This is a genomic window from Arthrobacter sp. UYP4, from assembly GCF_057291175.1.
Genome location: NZ_JBXAVU010000001.1, coordinates 1,515,310 through 1,530,293, shown reverse-complemented (window position 1 = coordinate 1,530,293; position 14,984 = coordinate 1,515,310). Strand labels below are relative to the sequence as shown.

Annotated in this window: 13 protein-coding genes; 10 read left to right on the top strand and 3 right to left on the bottom strand. The window is 69.9% G+C overall.

All coding sequences use genetic code 11. From position 1 onward, the window contains the following. Nucleotides 1-23: 23 nt before the first annotated feature. The gene (gene gabT / locus AC0Z9V_RS07185) at nt 24-1,409 is read left to right on the top strand and encodes a 4-aminobutyrate--2-oxoglutarate transaminase (RefSeq protein WP_133081075.1); all 1,386 of its coding nucleotides are present in this window, start codon (nt 24-26) and stop codon (nt 1,407-1,409) included. A gap of 70 nt (nt 1,410-1,479) precedes the next feature. Here gabT and AC0Z9V_RS07180 read toward each other — a convergent pair whose 3' ends face one another. After that, nucleotides 1,480-2,082: a GNAT family N-acetyltransferase gene (locus AC0Z9V_RS07180; RefSeq protein WP_133081074.1), complete on the bottom strand. Its 603-nt coding sequence runs from the start codon at nt 2,080-2,082 to the stop codon at nt 1,480-1,482. A 254-nt stretch (nt 2,083-2,336) separates the two neighbouring features. Between AC0Z9V_RS07180 and AC0Z9V_RS07175 the strand changes: the two genes are divergently transcribed. After that, entirely contained in the window at nt 2,337-2,915 is a 579-nt protein-coding gene (locus AC0Z9V_RS07175) for a TetR/AcrR family transcriptional regulator (protein WP_485141108.1), read from the top strand. On the opposite strand, the gene AC0Z9V_RS07170 is transcribed toward AC0Z9V_RS07175, so the two are convergent. Beyond that, a complete protein-coding gene (locus AC0Z9V_RS07170) occupies nt 2,903-3,574 on the bottom strand; it encodes a TetR/AcrR family transcriptional regulator (RefSeq protein ID WP_208739104.1) in 672 nt (223 codons plus the stop codon). The two genes, AC0Z9V_RS07175 and AC0Z9V_RS07170, sit on opposite strands and share 13 nt — an antisense overlap. 117 nt (nt 3,575-3,691) lie before the next feature. Here AC0Z9V_RS07170 and AC0Z9V_RS07165 point away from each other — a divergent pair, with 117 nt between their 5' ends. The 5 genes from AC0Z9V_RS07165 (at nt 3,692) to AC0Z9V_RS07145 (ending at nt 9,226) form a co-directional block, all read left to right on the top strand. After that, entirely contained in the window at nt 3,692-5,116 is a 1,425-nt protein-coding gene (locus AC0Z9V_RS07165) for a flavin monoamine oxidase family protein (protein ID WP_208741769.1), read from the top strand. 2 nt (nt 5,117-5,118) lie between these two features. Next, nucleotides 5,119-6,012, top strand: coding sequence for a universal stress protein (locus AC0Z9V_RS07160; RefSeq protein ID WP_208739103.1), 894 nt, complete (start codon nt 5,119-5,121; stop codon nt 6,010-6,012). After that, a complete protein-coding gene (locus AC0Z9V_RS07155) occupies nt 6,009-7,529 on the top strand; it encodes an APC family permease (protein ID WP_133081070.1) in 1,521 nt (506 codons plus the stop codon). The genes AC0Z9V_RS07160 and AC0Z9V_RS07155 overlap by 4 nt, the downstream gene beginning before the upstream one ends. A 94-nt stretch (nt 7,530-7,623) precedes the next feature. Then, nucleotides 7,624-8,466, top strand: a complete 843-nt coding sequence (locus AC0Z9V_RS07150; protein ID WP_485141107.1) for a universal stress protein — start codon at nt 7,624-7,626, stop codon at nt 8,464-8,466. 130 nt (nt 8,467-8,596) lie between these two features. Continuing rightward, on the top strand, nt 8,597-9,226 hold the full coding sequence (locus AC0Z9V_RS07145; protein WP_485141106.1) for a MarR family winged helix-turn-helix transcriptional regulator: 630 nt from the start codon (nt 8,597-8,599) through the stop codon (nt 9,224-9,226). Here the strand turns inward: AC0Z9V_RS07145 and rarD are convergent. Then, nucleotides 9,147-10,109 (bottom strand): EamA family transporter RarD, encoded by a 963-nt coding sequence (gene rarD, locus AC0Z9V_RS07140; RefSeq protein WP_133081067.1) that lies wholly within the window; start codon nt 10,107-10,109, stop codon nt 9,147-9,149. The two genes, AC0Z9V_RS07145 and rarD, sit on opposite strands and share 80 nt — an antisense overlap. A 192-nt stretch (nt 10,110-10,301) precedes the next feature. Here rarD and AC0Z9V_RS07135 point away from each other — a divergent pair, with 192 nt between their 5' ends. From AC0Z9V_RS07135 to AC0Z9V_RS07125, 3 genes are all read left to right on the top strand, one after another. Beyond that, nucleotides 10,302-11,723: an FAD-dependent oxidoreductase gene (locus AC0Z9V_RS07135; protein ID WP_133081066.1), complete on the top strand. Its 1,422-nt coding sequence runs from the start codon at nt 10,302-10,304 to the stop codon at nt 11,721-11,723. A gap of 62 nt (nt 11,724-11,785) precedes the next feature. Next, on the top strand, nt 11,786-13,138 hold the full coding sequence (locus AC0Z9V_RS07130; protein ID WP_485141105.1) for a GAF domain-containing protein: 1,353 nt from the start codon (nt 11,786-11,788) through the stop codon (nt 13,136-13,138). A 198-nt stretch (nt 13,139-13,336) separates the two neighbouring features. Beyond that, nucleotides 13,337-14,923, top strand: a complete 1,587-nt coding sequence (locus tag AC0Z9V_RS07125; RefSeq protein ID WP_485141104.1) for a M23 family metallopeptidase — start codon at nt 13,337-13,339, stop codon at nt 14,921-14,923. Nucleotides 14,924-14,984: the final 61 nt, after the last annotated feature.

Sequence of the window (14,984 nt, the reverse complement as noted above, 5' to 3'; positions counted from 1 at the left end):
GTCCCTTAGGAAAAGGAATTCCCATGACAACGTTCGCAACCACTCCAGGCTCCGTCGCTCCCGGCTTCCGGCTGGAGCAGAAGCGCCGCATCAACGGCGACTTCCCCGGACCCAAGTCCACCGAGCTGGCCGCCCGCCGCGCGGCGGTCGTCGCGCAGGGCGTCGCCTCCGGCGTGCCCGTGTATGCGGCGGACGCCGACGGCGGCATCATCCGCGACGTCGACGGCAACTCCTTCGTCGATCTCGGCTCCGGCATCGCCGTGACGAGCGTCGGCGCGTCGGATCCCGCCGTCGTCAGCGCCGTGAAGGAGCAGGTGGAGCACTTCACGCACACATGCTTCATGGTCACGCCTTACGAGGGTTACATCGCCGTCGCCGAGCAGCTCGCCGAGCTGACGCCGGGTGACTTCGAGAAGCGCACCGTGCTGTTCAACTCGGGCGCCGAGGCCGTCGAGAACGCCGTCAAGGTGGCGCGCCTGGCCACCGGGCGCAACGCCGTCGTCGCCTTCGACCACGCCTACCACGGGCGCACCAACCTGACGATGGCGCTGACCGCGAAGTCCATGCCCTACAAGACGAACTTCGGTCCGTTCGCCCCCGAGATCTACCGTGTGCCGATGAGCTACCCGTTCCGCGAGGAGAACCCGGACATCACCGGTCCCGAGGCGGCACAGCGCGCCATCACGATGATCGAGAAGCAGATCGGCGCGGATTCGGTCGCCGCCATCATCATCGAACCCGTGCAGGGTGAGGGCGGTTTCATCGTCCCCGCCGACGGCTTCCTGCCGGCGCTGGCCGACTGGGCCAGGGCGAACGGCGTCGTGTTCATCGCCGACGAGGTGCAGTCCGGCTTCTGCCGCACGGGCGAGTGGTTCGCGGTGAACCACGAGGGCGTGGTGCCGGACATCATCACGATGGCGAAGGGCATCGCCGGAGGCATGCCGCTCTCGGCCATCACCGGCCGTGCGGACCTGCTCGACGCCGTCCACGCGGGCGGCCTCGGCGGTACCTACGGCGGCAACCCCGTGGCCTGCGCGGCGGCGCTCGGTGCGATCTCCACCATGAAGGAGCAGGACCTCGCCGGCCGGGCGCGCAGCATCGAGGCACGGGTCACCGAGCGGTTCGATGCACTGCAGGCGGACCTGGGGGAGCACAGCATCATCGGCGAGCTCCGGGGACGCGGAGCCATGCTGGCCATCGAGTTCGTGATGCCGGGCGGCAAAACGCCCAACGCAGACGCCACCAAGGCGATCGCGGCGCAGTGCCTCCGCGAGGGCGTCATCGTCCTGACCTGCGGGACCTACGGCAACGTGATCCGCCTCCTGCCGCCGCTCGTCATGCCGGACGAGCTGCTCGCGGACGGCCTAGACGTGCTGGAGAACGCCATCCGCACGGCGAACGCCGGCTGATCACCGACGCACCACGAGAAGGGCCCCGCAGCACGAGCTGCGGGGCCCTTCTCGTGGAACGGGTGGAGCGTCAGCCGACGGGGATGAGTGCCCGGAACTGCGGGTTCTCGGCGAGGAACGTCTGCGCGTGCCGGCAGTAGGGGATGGGGGCGAGGCGACGGCGGTGTGCCTCGAGCAGTGCCTGGCGCACGAGGACCGGTTCCAGGCCCGCCTGGCGGTATGCGGGGCCGACCACCGTCTCCAGCAGGCGGATGCGCCCGGCCCGCATGTCGTACTTCACGTAGCCGACCATCGTGCCGTCGTGGAAGAGCTCGAAGCGCGAGCTCACGGGGTTGTCGCGGAACTTCTCGCGCAGCTTCTGGCTCTCCGTACGCTCGGCTGCCCGCGCCACGCGATCCGTGAGGGCTTCCACCACTGCCTCGTAGTCCTCCTGCGCGCCGAACGGCGGGTAGTCCGAGTCCAGTACGCGGTACAGCTGGTTGCAGAGGATGCGGAGTTCACGCGTGGAGACCGTCGACAGGTCGTGGGGCACATCCGGCGCTGCCGGGCCCAGCGCCGCAGCGGAGTCCGGGACTGCGGCGAAGTCGAGCGCGGCCAGATCCGGCCACGTGCTCCGGGAGTCGTTGTCGTCCTGGCGGACGGAGTGGGCCGGGGACAAAGGGGCAACAGACATGACGAACCTCGGGTGATCAGAAGAAGGGTGGGCCGTTGCTTGACCGTCCTCAGAACCTAACAGCTAACTCACGATCCGTAAAGCTAGTCCGTCTAACAATCAGCAGGCTCATCGGCGATCCGCTCACCAGGGGCGCCGGCACTCCGTACAGGCGCTGATGCTGACGCCCATGGCCCAGGAGTATCGCCTGATGTCATGCGGTGTCATCGGCTCTCTTTCACGACATTGTGTGTCATCAGCGGTACGATAGGCGCATGGGTCGATGGGCACCGGACGCAGCGCTGAGGCTCGAGCGCGCGGCGCTCGAACTCTTCGCCGAGCAGGGCTTTGCGGCCACCGCAGTACCCGAGATCGCCGCTCGAGCGGGTCTCACCACCCGTACGTTCTTCCGCCACTTCCCGGACAAGCGCGAGGTGCTCTTCCTGCATGAACGGGAGCTCCCCGCCGTCGTGGCGTCCCTCGTGGCCGGGGCTCCGGCGTTCCTGTCACCGCTGGGGCTCGTGATGCACGGGTTCGAGGCAATGGCCGCCGGTCCGTTCGAGGGCCGGAGGGCCGAGCTGCAGGCTCGACGCGCCATCATCGGCTCCGACGAGGGGCTGCGCGAGCGCGAACTGCTGAAGAACGTCCTCCTCGCGGGGGGCATCACCGAGGCGCTTTCCGGGCAGGGCGTGGGCAAGGAAGAAGCACGCCTCGTGGCACGGTACGGGGTCCTGGTGTTCGAGATCGCCCTGAACGACTGGCTCGACGGCGACAGCGACACGTTCTCGGACGTGCTGCACTCCACCGCGTACCGGATGGGACAGCTCGTCCGGCCCGCGCGTCAGGAGGAGTAGGCCGCCAGCTGGAGGCGGAGACCCGCGATCATGCCGTCCAGTCCTGCCCGGAACGCGGCATCGGCCGCCTGCTCCGCTCCCGTCGCATCGGTGGCACTCCTCACCGCGGAGGTGAAGACGGGGAACTGGTGCGCCAGCGTGCCGGAGTCGAAGATGTCCCCGGGGGCGGCGACGTCGAGCGCGGATCCGTAGATGAAGGACTCCAGCGCCACGATCGCGGGCACGATCCGGTCCTCCGGCCAGCCGGCCCGCAGGAAGCCGCGCGCCACCGCCTCGTACATGCGCAGCGTCTCCGCGGCATCGGTCACGGGCATCACGGCGATCACGGGTACGAGAGGAGCGTGTCGCGCGAAGACCTCGCGGTAGGACCACGCCCACCGCCGGACGGCCTCGTCCCACGGCTCCTCGTCGAAGGCGCTGAAGTCCACCATCGTCATGACGTGGTCCTGCACCCAGCTGAGCACTTCATGCTTCGACGCGGCGTGGTTGTACAGCGCGGACGGCGCCACCCGGAGCCGCCGGGCGAGGGCGGACATGGTCAGGCCCTCGTAGCCGTCCGAGGCGATCAGGTCCAGGGCGGCCCTGGTGATGCCGTCCCGGGACAGGACGCTGCGCGGGGGGCGGCCCGCACGCCGGGGTGCAGGTGTTGCTGCGGTCATCGATCCTGCTCCTGGGTTGCGGTGGCGTTAACTCTACGGGCGTTCCCTTCCCTCGAGGGGCGCCCATGGCTATAGTAGGGCGAAATAATGAATGCCGTTCATTTTGTGGCCCGCGTCATGCGGGTCCGGGAGGATCACGTGAATACCATCGAGCGCGACGTCGTCATCATCGGAGCAGGTCCTTCGGGCCTCACCGCCGCACGGGAACTGGCCAGGGCGGGACATTCCGTCGCGGTCGTCGAGGCACGGGACCGCGTCGGCGGGCGGACCCACACCGACGTCGTCGACGGCGCGGTGTACGAGGTCGGGGGCCAGTGGGTGTCGCCGGACCAGACCGCCCTCATCGGGCTCCTCGACGAACTGGGCCTGCAGACCTTCTCCCGGTACCGCGAGGGCGACTCGGTCTACATCGGCCCCGACGGAAGGCCCGTCCGCTACACGGGAGAGATGTTCCCCGTGAATGACTACACGCGCGAGGAGATGGAGCGGCTCATCGCCCTGCTCGACCGGCTGGTGGCGGAGGCGGGGCCGGAGGCGCCCTGGAACCACCCCGACGCCCGCGCCCTCGATACCGTCTCCTTCCACCACTGGCTGCGGCAGCAGTCCGACGACGAGGAGGCCTGCGACAACATCGGCCTCTTCATCGCCGGCGGGATGCTGACCAAGCCGGCCCATTCCTTCTCCGCCCTCCAGGCCATCCTCATGGCCGCGACCGCCGGTTCCTTCTCGAACCTCGTGGACGAGGACTTCATCCTCGACAAGCGCGTGGTCGGCGGCATGCAGTCGGTCTCGGAGCGCATGGCGGCGGAGCTCGGGGAGGACGTGATCCTCTCGAGTCCCGTGCGCACGCTGCGCTGGAGCGGGATGGACGGGCGCGACGGCGTGACGGTCGTCTCCGACACGACCACCGTGCACGCACGCTACGCCGTCGTCGCCGTCCCGCCGAACCTCTACTCGCGCATCAGCTACGAGCCGCCCCTGCCACGCCGCCAGCACCAGATGCACCAGCACCAGTCGCTGGGCCTGGTCATCAAGGTGCACGCCACGTACTCCACACCGTTCTGGCGGGAGGAGGGCCTCTCCGGGACGGGCTTCGGCGCGGACTCGATCGTGCAGGAGGTCTACGACAACACCAACCACGAGGACCCGCGGGGCACGCTGGTCGGTTTCGTCTCCGACGAGAAGGCCGATGCGATGTTCGAGCTCCCGCCGCACGAACGCCGCGAGCGGATCCTCGCCTCGATCGCGGGGTTCCTCGGCCCGCTGGCGCTCGAGCCGGAGGTGTACTACGAATCGGACTGGGCCTCGGAGGAGTGGACCCGCGGCGCGTACGCGTCCAGCTACGACCTCGGCGGACTGCACCGGTACGGTCGCGACCAGCGCACGCCGGTGGGGCCCATCTACTGGTCCTGCTCGGACATCGCGGCCGAGGGCTACCAGCACGTCGACGGCGCCATCCGGATGGGGCAGCGAACCGCCGCCGCGATCCATCGCGCCCTGGCGTCGGGGCTGCAGTCCGCCGGCACGACCGCGGGGGCCTGACCGTGCGCTACATCGTCGGTTACACCGCGGACGAGCGCGGGCACGACGCCGTCTGCCTCGCCGTCGCGCTCGCGCGGCGCCAGGATGCCTCCCTCGACCTCGTCCTCGTCACCCCCGAGCACTCGCTCTATGCGGGCACCTATCCGCCGGACAAGGGCTTCGACACCCTCCTCTCCGAGCAGATGCGGGAATGGATGGACCAGGGCCTCGCACTCGTGCCCGACGACGTCGCCGCGCGCGGCGTGGTGGTCCGGGCCGAGTCCAACGCAGAGGGCCTCATCCAGGCGGCCGAGGACACGGAGGCCTCGCTGATCGTCATCGGGGCCAGCTCCCGGGGCCTCGCCAACAGGTTCAACGTCGGCAACGTGGCCCGCAGCCTCCTCCACGCCTCGCCCGTCCCGGTGGCACTCGCGCCCAAGTCCTACCGGCGCACCGAACCCGTCACGCGCCTCACCTGCGCGGTCGGCCGGCGTGCCGGGGCCGACGACGTCATCTCCGTCGCGGTGTCGTCGGCGCAGCGTCGCGGCCTGCCCCTGCGGCTCGTGTCCCTCGTCGCGCTCGACGGCGGCCGGACCGACCCGGATGGAGCGGAGGACGAGGCGAACCGGCGACTCGCGGAAGCGGCGTCGTCGCTCGCCGCGGGAGGACGCGTGAGCGTCGAGACCGCGCGTGGCAGCTCCATCGAGGAGGCCATCGACACCATGGCCTGGGACGAGGGGGAGGTGCTGCTGGTCGGCTCCAGCCGCCTCGCGCAGCACATGCGCATCTTCCTCGGATCCACGGCCAACAAGATCCTGCGTACGCTGACCATCCCCATGGTCGTCGTCCCGCGTACGTACGCAACGCCCGGCACCACTTCCGGCCCGGGCGCCTTACCCACAGAGGCGGACGCATGAGTATCGACGAGACAACACAAAGGGGATCAGGGCTGAGCAGGAAGGGCCTGGACGCCGGGACGGTGGGCCTGCTCGGCGCCGTCGTGATCGGGGTGTCCTCCGTGGCACCCGCCTACACCCTGACAGCGGCCCTCGGGCCCACGGTCGCGGAGGTCGGAGTGAACCTGCCGGCCATCTTCCTCGTGGGCTTCGTCCCCATGCTGCTCGTGGCCCTCGGCTACCGCGAGCTGAACAACGCGATGCCGGACTCCGGGACGTCCTTCACCTGGGCCACGCGGGCCTTCGGGCCCTGGGTCGGCTGGATGGGCGGGTGGGGGCTGATCGCCGCCACCGTGATCGTGCTGTCCAACCTCGCCGCCGTGGCCGTGGACTTCTTCTACCTGATGCTCTCGCAACTGCTGAACGATCCCGCCATCGCGGACCTGACGCTGAACCTGCCGGTGAACATCGCCACGACGCTCGTCTTCATCACGCTCGCCTGCTACGTGTCCTACCGCGGCATGGAGGCGACCAAGACCGTCCAGTACGTGCTGGTCTCCTTCCAGCTCGTGGTCCTCGCCTGGTTCGCGATCGCGGCCTTCATCCACGTCGCGAACGGCACCGCCTTCGACGCGACGAGCATCAGCGCGGAGTGGTTCAACCCGTTCGCCGTCGGCTCCTTCTCCGCCTTCGCCGCCGGCGTCTCGCTCTCCATCTTCATCTACTGGGGCTGGGACGTGACCCTCACCATGAGCGAGGAGGCCGTCAACCCGAAGAAGACGCCGGGCCGTGCGGGCATGCTGACCGTCGTCGTCATCGTGGTCATCTACCTCACGGTCGCGCTCGCGACCCTCGCCTTTTCGGGCGTGGGCGACGGTGAACTCGGTGCCGGCAACCCCGACAACCAGGAGAGCATCTTCGCGACGCTCGCCGGCCCTGTCATGGGACCCTTCGCCATCCTGATGTCCATGGCCGTCCTCAGCTCCTCGGCCGCATCCCTGCAGTCCACCTTCGTCTCCCCGGCCCGCACGCTTCTCGCCATGGGCCACTACAAGGCGCTGCCCAAGGGCTACGGCCGCATCAGCCCGCAGCACAAGTCGCCGAGCTACGCGACGGTCGCAGCGGCGGTCGCGGCCGCAGGCTTCTACGTGTTCATGCGGCTGGTCTCGGAGAACGCCCTCTGGGACACCATCACGGCGCTCGGCCTGATGATCTGCTTCTACTACGGCATCACCGCGCTGGCCTGTGTCTGGTACTTCCGCGCACAGGCCTTCTCGTCCGCCCGGAACATGTTCTTCCGGTTCCTGGCGCCCCTGCTCGGCGGGGTCATCCTGCTGGTCATGTTCGTCAAGACGGCCGTCGATTCGATGGATCCCGAGTACGGCTCCGGCTCGGAGCTGTTCGGCGTCGGCATGGTCTTCATCCTGGGGATCGGGGTGATCCTGCTGGGGGCCGTGCTGATGCTGGTGTGGTCGCGCATCAACCCGGCGTTCTTCCGGCAGGAAGTGCTCACGCAGGGGTCGGCTCCGCAGGAGTAGCACGCGGGCACGGCCGGAAGCGCTGCGTTAGAGTGGACCGACTCCGCGGCGCTTCCGTCCGCGCCGCCCCGCATCCCACCGAGGAGGAGCCCCCGTGCGCTACGTCGTCGGCTACACCGAGAACGACCGTGGGCAGGACGCCCTCGAACTCGCCACCTCGCTCGCGCTCACGCAGTCGGCGGGGATCGACCTGGTCACCGTTCTCGACTGGCCCCAGGACGGCAGTGCGGCCCCCGGGAGCCGGCGTGCCCAGGAGGCACTCGACCGTGCGAGGGACAGTGTGCCCGACGGCGTCGAGGTCACCACGCACGTCCGCCTCGCGGACTCCTTCGCGCAGGGCCTGCTGGAGACGGCGCACGACGTCGATGCCGGCCTGATCGTGATCGGCGCCTCGACCAACGGCCTGCTGCGCCGCTACACCGTGGGCAGCGTCGCCAACGGCGTCCTGCACAGTTCGCACGTCCCCGTCGCGCTCGCGCCGCGTGGCTACCGGCACCGCGCCGAATTCACCCGGATGACCTGCGCCGTCGGGACGAGGGCAGGTGCCGAGGGCGTGCTCGACGTCGCCGTCGAGTCCGCTGCCCGGCGTGGCCTGCCCCTGCGCCTCGTGTCACTCGTCGCACTGGACGTGCACGAGCCCTCCGATTCGGGGGAGGCGATCAACAAGGCGCATCAGCATGCGCATTCGGTGCTGGCGCGCGCCGTCGAGCGGTTGCCGGGAGGCTCCGAGGCATCGATCATCGTGGCGCACGGCCGGACGATCGAAGAGGCCATCGACGACATCGAATGGGACGCGGGCGAGCTCGTCATCGTGGGGTCGAGCCGCCTCGCGCAGCACCGCCAGATCTTCCTCGGCGCGACGGCGAACAAGATGCTCCGCGCGCTGCCGGTGCCCATGGTCGTGGTGCCCCGCGACTGGGTCCGTACCCCGAGCTGACCCGCGCGATCCCTCCGTCCCGTGGAGGGCGCGACAGGCGCGTGCACGGCGGAGCGATCGCGCGGAGTAATGATGGGTAATGCTGCGGGATTCCTGTCCCGGCGCTGCTCCGCGTGCCTAGGATTCGGCCATGGACGGACATCGCACGCCCGCAGGAAGCGCTGCGCGCCGCGCCGCGCTCGACGTCGTCGAGGAGAAGGCCGCGGCGATGTGCCGCAGCGAGCAGCAGGTGTGCTGGGCGCTGGCTCGTGGCATCGATGCCGCGATGGAGCCGGCCGCCTACAGCGTGCTGGCCGCGGTGCGCATGCTCGGCCCCTGCCGGGTGACCGACCTGGCGGCATCCCTGGGCATGGGGAAGCCGGCGGTCAGCGGACACGTGGCGGCGCTGCACAGGCTCGGCCTCCTCGAGCGCAGGATGACGGACGACGACGAACGATCCCGACCGGTGGTGCTGACGGACGAGGGACTCCGGCGCGTGGACGCTGCACGTGCGCGCCGACGGCGCGACTTCCGGCGGCAGCTCGAGGGCTGGGAGCAGGCCGACGTCGTCGACCTGGTGGCCCTGCTGTCCCGCTTCAACGCGGCCTATCTCGCTGCGGAAATCCCGGAGCGGCTCGACCGACCGGCCTCCGGATCCGCCGATGCCGGTTCCCGGGGTGGAATCCGGGAGCAGGGCGCCGTCAGGCCACCGTCACCGCCGGTTCGGGTGCTCCCGCCCGCCGCGGCTGGCGGCGCACGGTCCTCAGCATGTCCACGGTGAGGAGGACGAGGCCCACCCAGACGAGGCCGAAGCCGATCCATCGTTCGAAGGGCATGTCCTCACCGAGGACCAGCAGTGCGAGCAGGAACTGGAGCACGGGGGCGAGGTACTGCAGGAGCCCGATCGTGGTCAGCGGCAGGCGGCGGGCAGCGGCGCCGAAGAAGATCAGAGGCACCGCGGTGATGACGCCCGAGGCGACCATGATCCAGAAGTGGGCGGTGCCCTCGGTCGTGAGGGTAGCCGCGCCCGTCACGTCGAGCCAGATCATGACACCCGCGGCGATCGGCGCGAGGACCACCGTCTCGATGCTGAGGCTGGTCACGGCGTCGACGCGCGAGCCGACCTTCTTCTTGACGAATCCGTACAGGCCGAACGAGAAGGCCAGGGTGAGGGCGATCCACGGGACGGCGCCGTACCCGACGGCCAGGACGATCACGGCGAGGATGCCCATGCCGATCGCGGTCCACTGCAGGGGCCGGAGCTTCTCGCGGAGCACGATCACGCCCAGCAGGACGGAGACGATGGGATTGATGAAGTAGCCGAGGGAGGCCTCGATGGCCTGTCCCGTGGTGACCCCGTAGGTGTAGACCAGCCAGTTGACGGCGATGAGCAGCGCTGCGACGGCCAGTGTGCCGACGATGCGCGGCGTGCGAAGGGCCGTGAGCACCGGCCGCCAGGACCGCAGGGCCGTCAGCAGGAGCGCACAGAAGATCAGGGACCAGACCACGCGGTTGGCCACGATCTCGACCGGGCCCGCCGGCGCCAGGACGAGGAAGTACAGCGGAAGCAGACCCCACAAACCGTAGGCGCCGATGCCGAAGAGCACGCCCACGGAGTTCTCGCTCCTCGCCGGACGTCTGGTCTGTACACCTGTTCCGCTCACGAGGTCGTGAACCGGCCGGTTCCGGGCTTTATTCCCACCCACCGACAGCGGGGAGGGGACGACGGCGGCCGGACGAGATCCCGGCCACGAAGTTAGTCCGCGCCGTGGTGCGGCATTTAGAATAGGGAAGTGTGCGCTTATTCGCGCCACGCTGTCCACCAGGAGCTTTTCCACCGGGAAGAAGGCAAATCAGTGTCTACCTCAGCTGCGGCGCGACCGCTGCGGGTCGCGATCATCGGCGCCGGTCCGGCAGGCGTCTACGCCGCCGACATCCTGACGAAGTCGAACGAGGTCCAGGGCGGCGATTTCGCCGTCAGCATCGACCTCTTCGACCAGTACCCGGCACCCTACGGCCTGATCCGCTACGGGGTTGCTCCTGACCACCCACGCATCAAGGGGATCGTGAACGCCCTCCACAAGGTGCTGGACCGCGGCGACATCCGCTTCCTCGGCAACATCAACTACGGGCGTGACCTGACCCTGTCGGACTTCCGCCGTTTCTACGACGCCGTGATCTTCGCGACCGGTGCCATCCGCGACGCGGACCTGGACATCCCGGGGATCGACCTCGAGGGCTCCTTCGGCGGAGCGGACTTCGTGTCCTGGTACGACGGACACCCGGACGTCAGCCGCGACTGGCCGCTGGACGCGAAGGAGATCGCCGTGATCGGCAACGGCAACGTCGCCCTCGACGTCGCCCGTATCCTGTCCAAGCACGCCGACGACCTCCTCTCCACCGAGATCCCGGAGAACGTCTACCAGGGCCTGAAGGCCTCACCCGTGACCGATGTCCACGTCTTCGGCCGTCGCGGGCCCGCCCAGGTGAAATTCACGCCGCTGGAACTGCGGGAGCTCTCCCACTCGCGCGACGTCGACATCGTCCTCTACCCCGAGGACTTCGACTTCGACGCGGGCTCCGAGGAGCAGATCGCCTCGAACAACCAGACCAAGACGATGGTCAAGACCCTCACCAACTGGCTGGTGGAGGACGAGCCGACGGGCGCGTCGCGGCGCCTGCACCTGCACTTCCTGCACTCGCCCGTCGAGGTCTACGACGCACCGGAGACGCCCGGCAAGGTCGCGGGCATGAAGTTCGAGCGCACGGAGCTGACCGGGGACGGCAACGTCCGCGGAACCGGTGAGTTCCTCGATTACCCCGTACAGGCCGTCTACCGCGCCATCGGCTACTTCGGTTCCGAACTGCCCGAGGTCGGCTTCGACGACAAGCGCGGGGTCATCCCCAACGAGGGCGGCCGCGTCATCGACGAGGACGGCCACCCCGTGCCGGGCATCTACGCCACCGGCTGGATCAAGCGCGGGCCCGTGGGCCTGATCGGCCACACGAAGGGCGACGCCCTGGAGACCATCGGGTTCCTCCTCGAGGACCGGCTCAACCTGCCCCCGGCGGAGGACCCGTCCGAGGACGCCATCATCAACCTGCTCGAGGAACGCGGCGTCCACTACACCACCTGGGACGGCTGGCTGAAGCTGGACGCGCACGAGATGAAGCTGGGGGCGAATTTCGTCAACACCTCGGGCAACGCCGAGCTCGTGCGCGAGCGGGTGAAGCTCGTCCCCCGCGAGGACATGGTGGCCATTTCCCGCGGTCAGTAGGCCCGCTACACTGTGACCTGTCCTGCGCTGCCCCGCAGGACAGGTCACGAAGCGGAGTGCCGATGTCGCCGTCCCGTTCGATCTCCTCAGCGGAGCTACCTGCCGACGTCGTGCAGCGGAACGCCGTCGCGGCGCACGAAGCCCTCGGACGGGGTGCGGGTGTCGAGGACAACCTCCGCGGCATCGTGCACGACTCCTGGCTGAGGTCCCTCACCTTCCTGCCGAACCCCGCCACGGCAGGTGCCCGGCTGTTCTGCTCCGAGGAGGAGCTCGAGGCGTACCGCCAGGCCCATCCGCTCGCCGCGGTCATGCCCGTTCTCGACCGCCTCCTGGTACGGCCGAGCCTCGACGCGGGGATGCTCGTCGCGGTCGGGGACGAGAACGGCAGGCTCCTCTGGGTCGACGGCGACCGCGAACTCCGGCGCCGCGCCGAAGGCATGCTGTTCATGGCGGGCGCCGACTGGTCCGAGGCGGCGGTCGGCACGAGTGCGCCCGGGACCGCCCTGGCCCTGGAGCGGAGCGTGCAGATCGCGGGAGCCGAACATTTCAACGTCCAGGCCCACCCCTGGAGCTGCACGGCGGTGCCCCTGCACGACCCCGACTCCGGGACCGTCCTGGGCGTCATCGACATCACCGGCACGGCCGAGGCGGTCGCCGCGCACACCCTGTCCCTCGTGGAGGCCGCGGTCGCCGCGGCCGAGGCCCACCTGAGCATCCACCGGCTGCAGAGCCGGCTGACCGGGACGAAGCGGCACCGGCCGGCCCGGACGCCGGCGGCCCTGTACCGCAACAGCCTCCAGATCCTGGGCACTGACCACGGCATCGTCCACGCCGGTGGGGCCCCGCTGGACCTCAGTCTGCGCCACGCCGAACTGCTGACGCTGCTCGCGTTGCATCCGGAGGGCCTCACGGCGGACCAGATCGCGACGATGGCCTATCCGGAGGATGCGTCCGGCACCACGGTTCGCGCCGAGATGCTGCGACTGCGCCGGGTGCTGGCGAATCACGGTGGTGCGATCGTGCCGCAGTCCAGGCCCTACCGGCTGGCCGCGGAACTGGTGGTGGATGCCGTGCAGGTGCTGAACTACCTGCACCGGGGAGCGCACCGCATGGCACTCGGGATCTACCGCGGAGCCGTCCTTCCGCGGTCGCAGGCGCCGGCGGTCATGCGCCTGCGCGGCGAGGTGTCGACGCTCCTGCGGGACGCCGTCCTCAACGACGGCGCCCCCGACACCGTGCTGCAGTACCTGGCGCTCGCCGAGGCCGAGTACGACATCGAGGCGTGGCAATGCGCGCTGCGCGTCCTGCCCCGGCGTTCGCCGAGGCGGGCAGCGGTCGTCGCGCACGTGGAGTGGCTCGAGGCGGAGTTGTCCGCCCCGCTGTCCGTTGGCTCAAGTTCTCCCAAATTTTGTTAGCGAATCGCAACGAATCGTCGCGGACCCGGGACCGTCCGGCTACCGTTGTCCTTGGTGGTCGGGACTGCGGGCAGTGACGCCCGACGGATCCGCCACCGGAAGGACCGCTTCTACCAGAGGATTCTCGTGACGCAGGCTGGAAAGCACCGTGGGACACCGCGTGTGCCGGGGCGGATTACTCGCTCCTCCCGGACGAAGATGAAGGCAAGCCTGGCCATGGTCGTGTGCTTCGTCGGATTCCAGGGCGTCGTCCCGCAGTCCTGGGAAGCGGCGTCGGCCGTGTCCGCCACGGCGGCCCACCGGTCCAGCGCTGCGCTGCACGATGATGCACTACCGACGGGAGTCGTCGGGCCCTACCTGTTGTCGCCCTTCGGCGGCCTCGACGCCCTCGATCCGGCCATGCCCCTCCCCGAGGCCGCGGACGGCGCCGAGGTCAGCGCGGACGAGGAGGTCGTCGTCTCGACGACCTCCAGTGCGAAGCGCCCGATGGTCGGTGCCCTCTTCTCGCCCCTCGACGCGCTGACCCCGAGCTCCTCCTTCGGCTTCCGCACGAGCCCCATCACCGGGGAGCACGGAGAGTTCCACACCGGCCAGGACTTCTCCGCGCCGTGCGGCACGCCGGTCTACGCAGCCGATGCCGGCACGGTCCGGGCCGTCGGCTGGCACCAGTGGGGAGGCGGCAACCGGGTCGAGGTCGACCACGGCAACGGCCTCATCACCACCTACAACCACCTGCAGGGCATCTCGGTCGCCCTGGGCGACGCCGTCGACGGCGGTGACCCGATCGCCGCGATCGGGACGACGGGATCCTCGACCGGCTGCCACCTGCACTTCGAGACGATCCTGGACGGCGAGCATGTGGACCCCGTGCGGTGGCAGCTCGTCCCCATCGGGCACGGAGCACCCCGAGGTGAACTGACGGACTACACGCCGGGCACCAGCGCTGCCGCCCCGATGCCGGCATGGGCGCAATCCTTCACCCGCTCCGGCGAGCCCGTGCCGACGGCCGGCGCCTACCCGCGACCAGCGGCATCCGCCCCGTCGGGAGGGACCGACGGCCTGGAGCCGGGTACCCCGACGGGCTCCGGTGCGCCGGCGGATCCGTCCGGCACGGCGCCCTCCACTCCCGGGAACGGAGTCTCCAGGCCCGGCACCACGCCGAAGCCGGTGCCCACTCCCGGTTCCACCGCGCCCCAGAAGCCCGCGCCCGGATCGACGCCGGGGGCCACGCCGTCTCCGGGCGGGACGTCCACGCCGTCGCCCAGTGCCACGCCCTCTCCCAGCGCGACGCCGTCACCGAGTGCTACGCCGTCCCCGGGTCCGAGCGGGAAGCCGAACCCGGGTGCCACGCCGAGCCCGACACCCGATCCGACGCCGAGTGCGACCCCGAGTGCGACTCCGACACCTGTTTCGACGCCGAGTGCGACCCCGAGTGCGACTCCGACGCCTGTCCCGACGCCGAGTGCGACCCCGAGTGCGACTCCGACGCCTGTCCCGACGCCGAGTGCGACTCCGACGCCGACCCCGACACCGACGCCGGACCCTTCGTGCGACACCGATCCGACGGAACCGGGTGAGCCTGCGCCCGGCTCGGACCCCGCTCCCGTGACGGAACCCACCGGCACCGCGCCCGCGCTGCTGCCGTCCGTCCCCGCCCAGGGAACCGACGCCGACGCTCAACCCGAGGCGACGACGTGCGAGGACACCGATCCGGTGACGCCTGCCGATCCGGCGCATGGACCCGTGCCTGGGATCGCGGCGGTACCGACGCGCGAACAGGGCTAGGCGGACGGGCCACCCGGACGCTGCCCGGGCGACCCCGGGGGATATGCAACGTTGATGCAAC

Bases quoted from the DNA above. Each gene is read 5' to 3' on its own strand.
- AC0Z9V_RS07170 (WP_208739104.1), bottom strand. From the start codon at position 3,574: ATGACCGCAGCAACACCTGCACCCCGGCGTGCGGGCCGCCCCCCGCGC.
- AC0Z9V_RS07125 (WP_485141104.1), top strand. From the start codon at position 13,337: ATGAAGGCAAGCCTGGCCATGGTCGTGTGCTTCGTCGGATTCCAGGGC.
- AC0Z9V_RS07165 (WP_208741769.1), top strand. From the start codon at position 3,692: ATGCGGGTCCGGGAGGATCACGTGAATACCATCGAGCGCGACGTCGTC.
- AC0Z9V_RS07130 (WP_485141105.1), top strand. From the start codon at position 11,786: ATGTCGCCGTCCCGTTCGATCTCCTCAGCGGAGCTACCTGCCGACGTC.
- gabT (WP_133081075.1), top strand. From the start codon at position 24: ATGACAACGTTCGCAACCACTCCAGGCTCCGTCGCTCCCGGCTTCCGG.
- AC0Z9V_RS07155 (WP_133081070.1), top strand. From the start codon at position 6,009: ATGAGTATCGACGAGACAACACAAAGGGGATCAGGGCTGAGCAGGAAG.
- AC0Z9V_RS07175 (WP_485141108.1), top strand. From the start codon at position 2,337: ATGGGTCGATGGGCACCGGACGCAGCGCTGAGGCTCGAGCGCGCGGCG.
- AC0Z9V_RS07180 (WP_133081074.1), bottom strand. From the start codon at position 2,082: ATGTCTGTTGCCCCTTTGTCCCCGGCCCACTCCGTCCGCCAGGACGAC.
- AC0Z9V_RS07145 (WP_485141106.1), top strand. From the start codon at position 8,597: ATGGACGGACATCGCACGCCCGCAGGAAGCGCTGCGCGCCGCGCCGCG.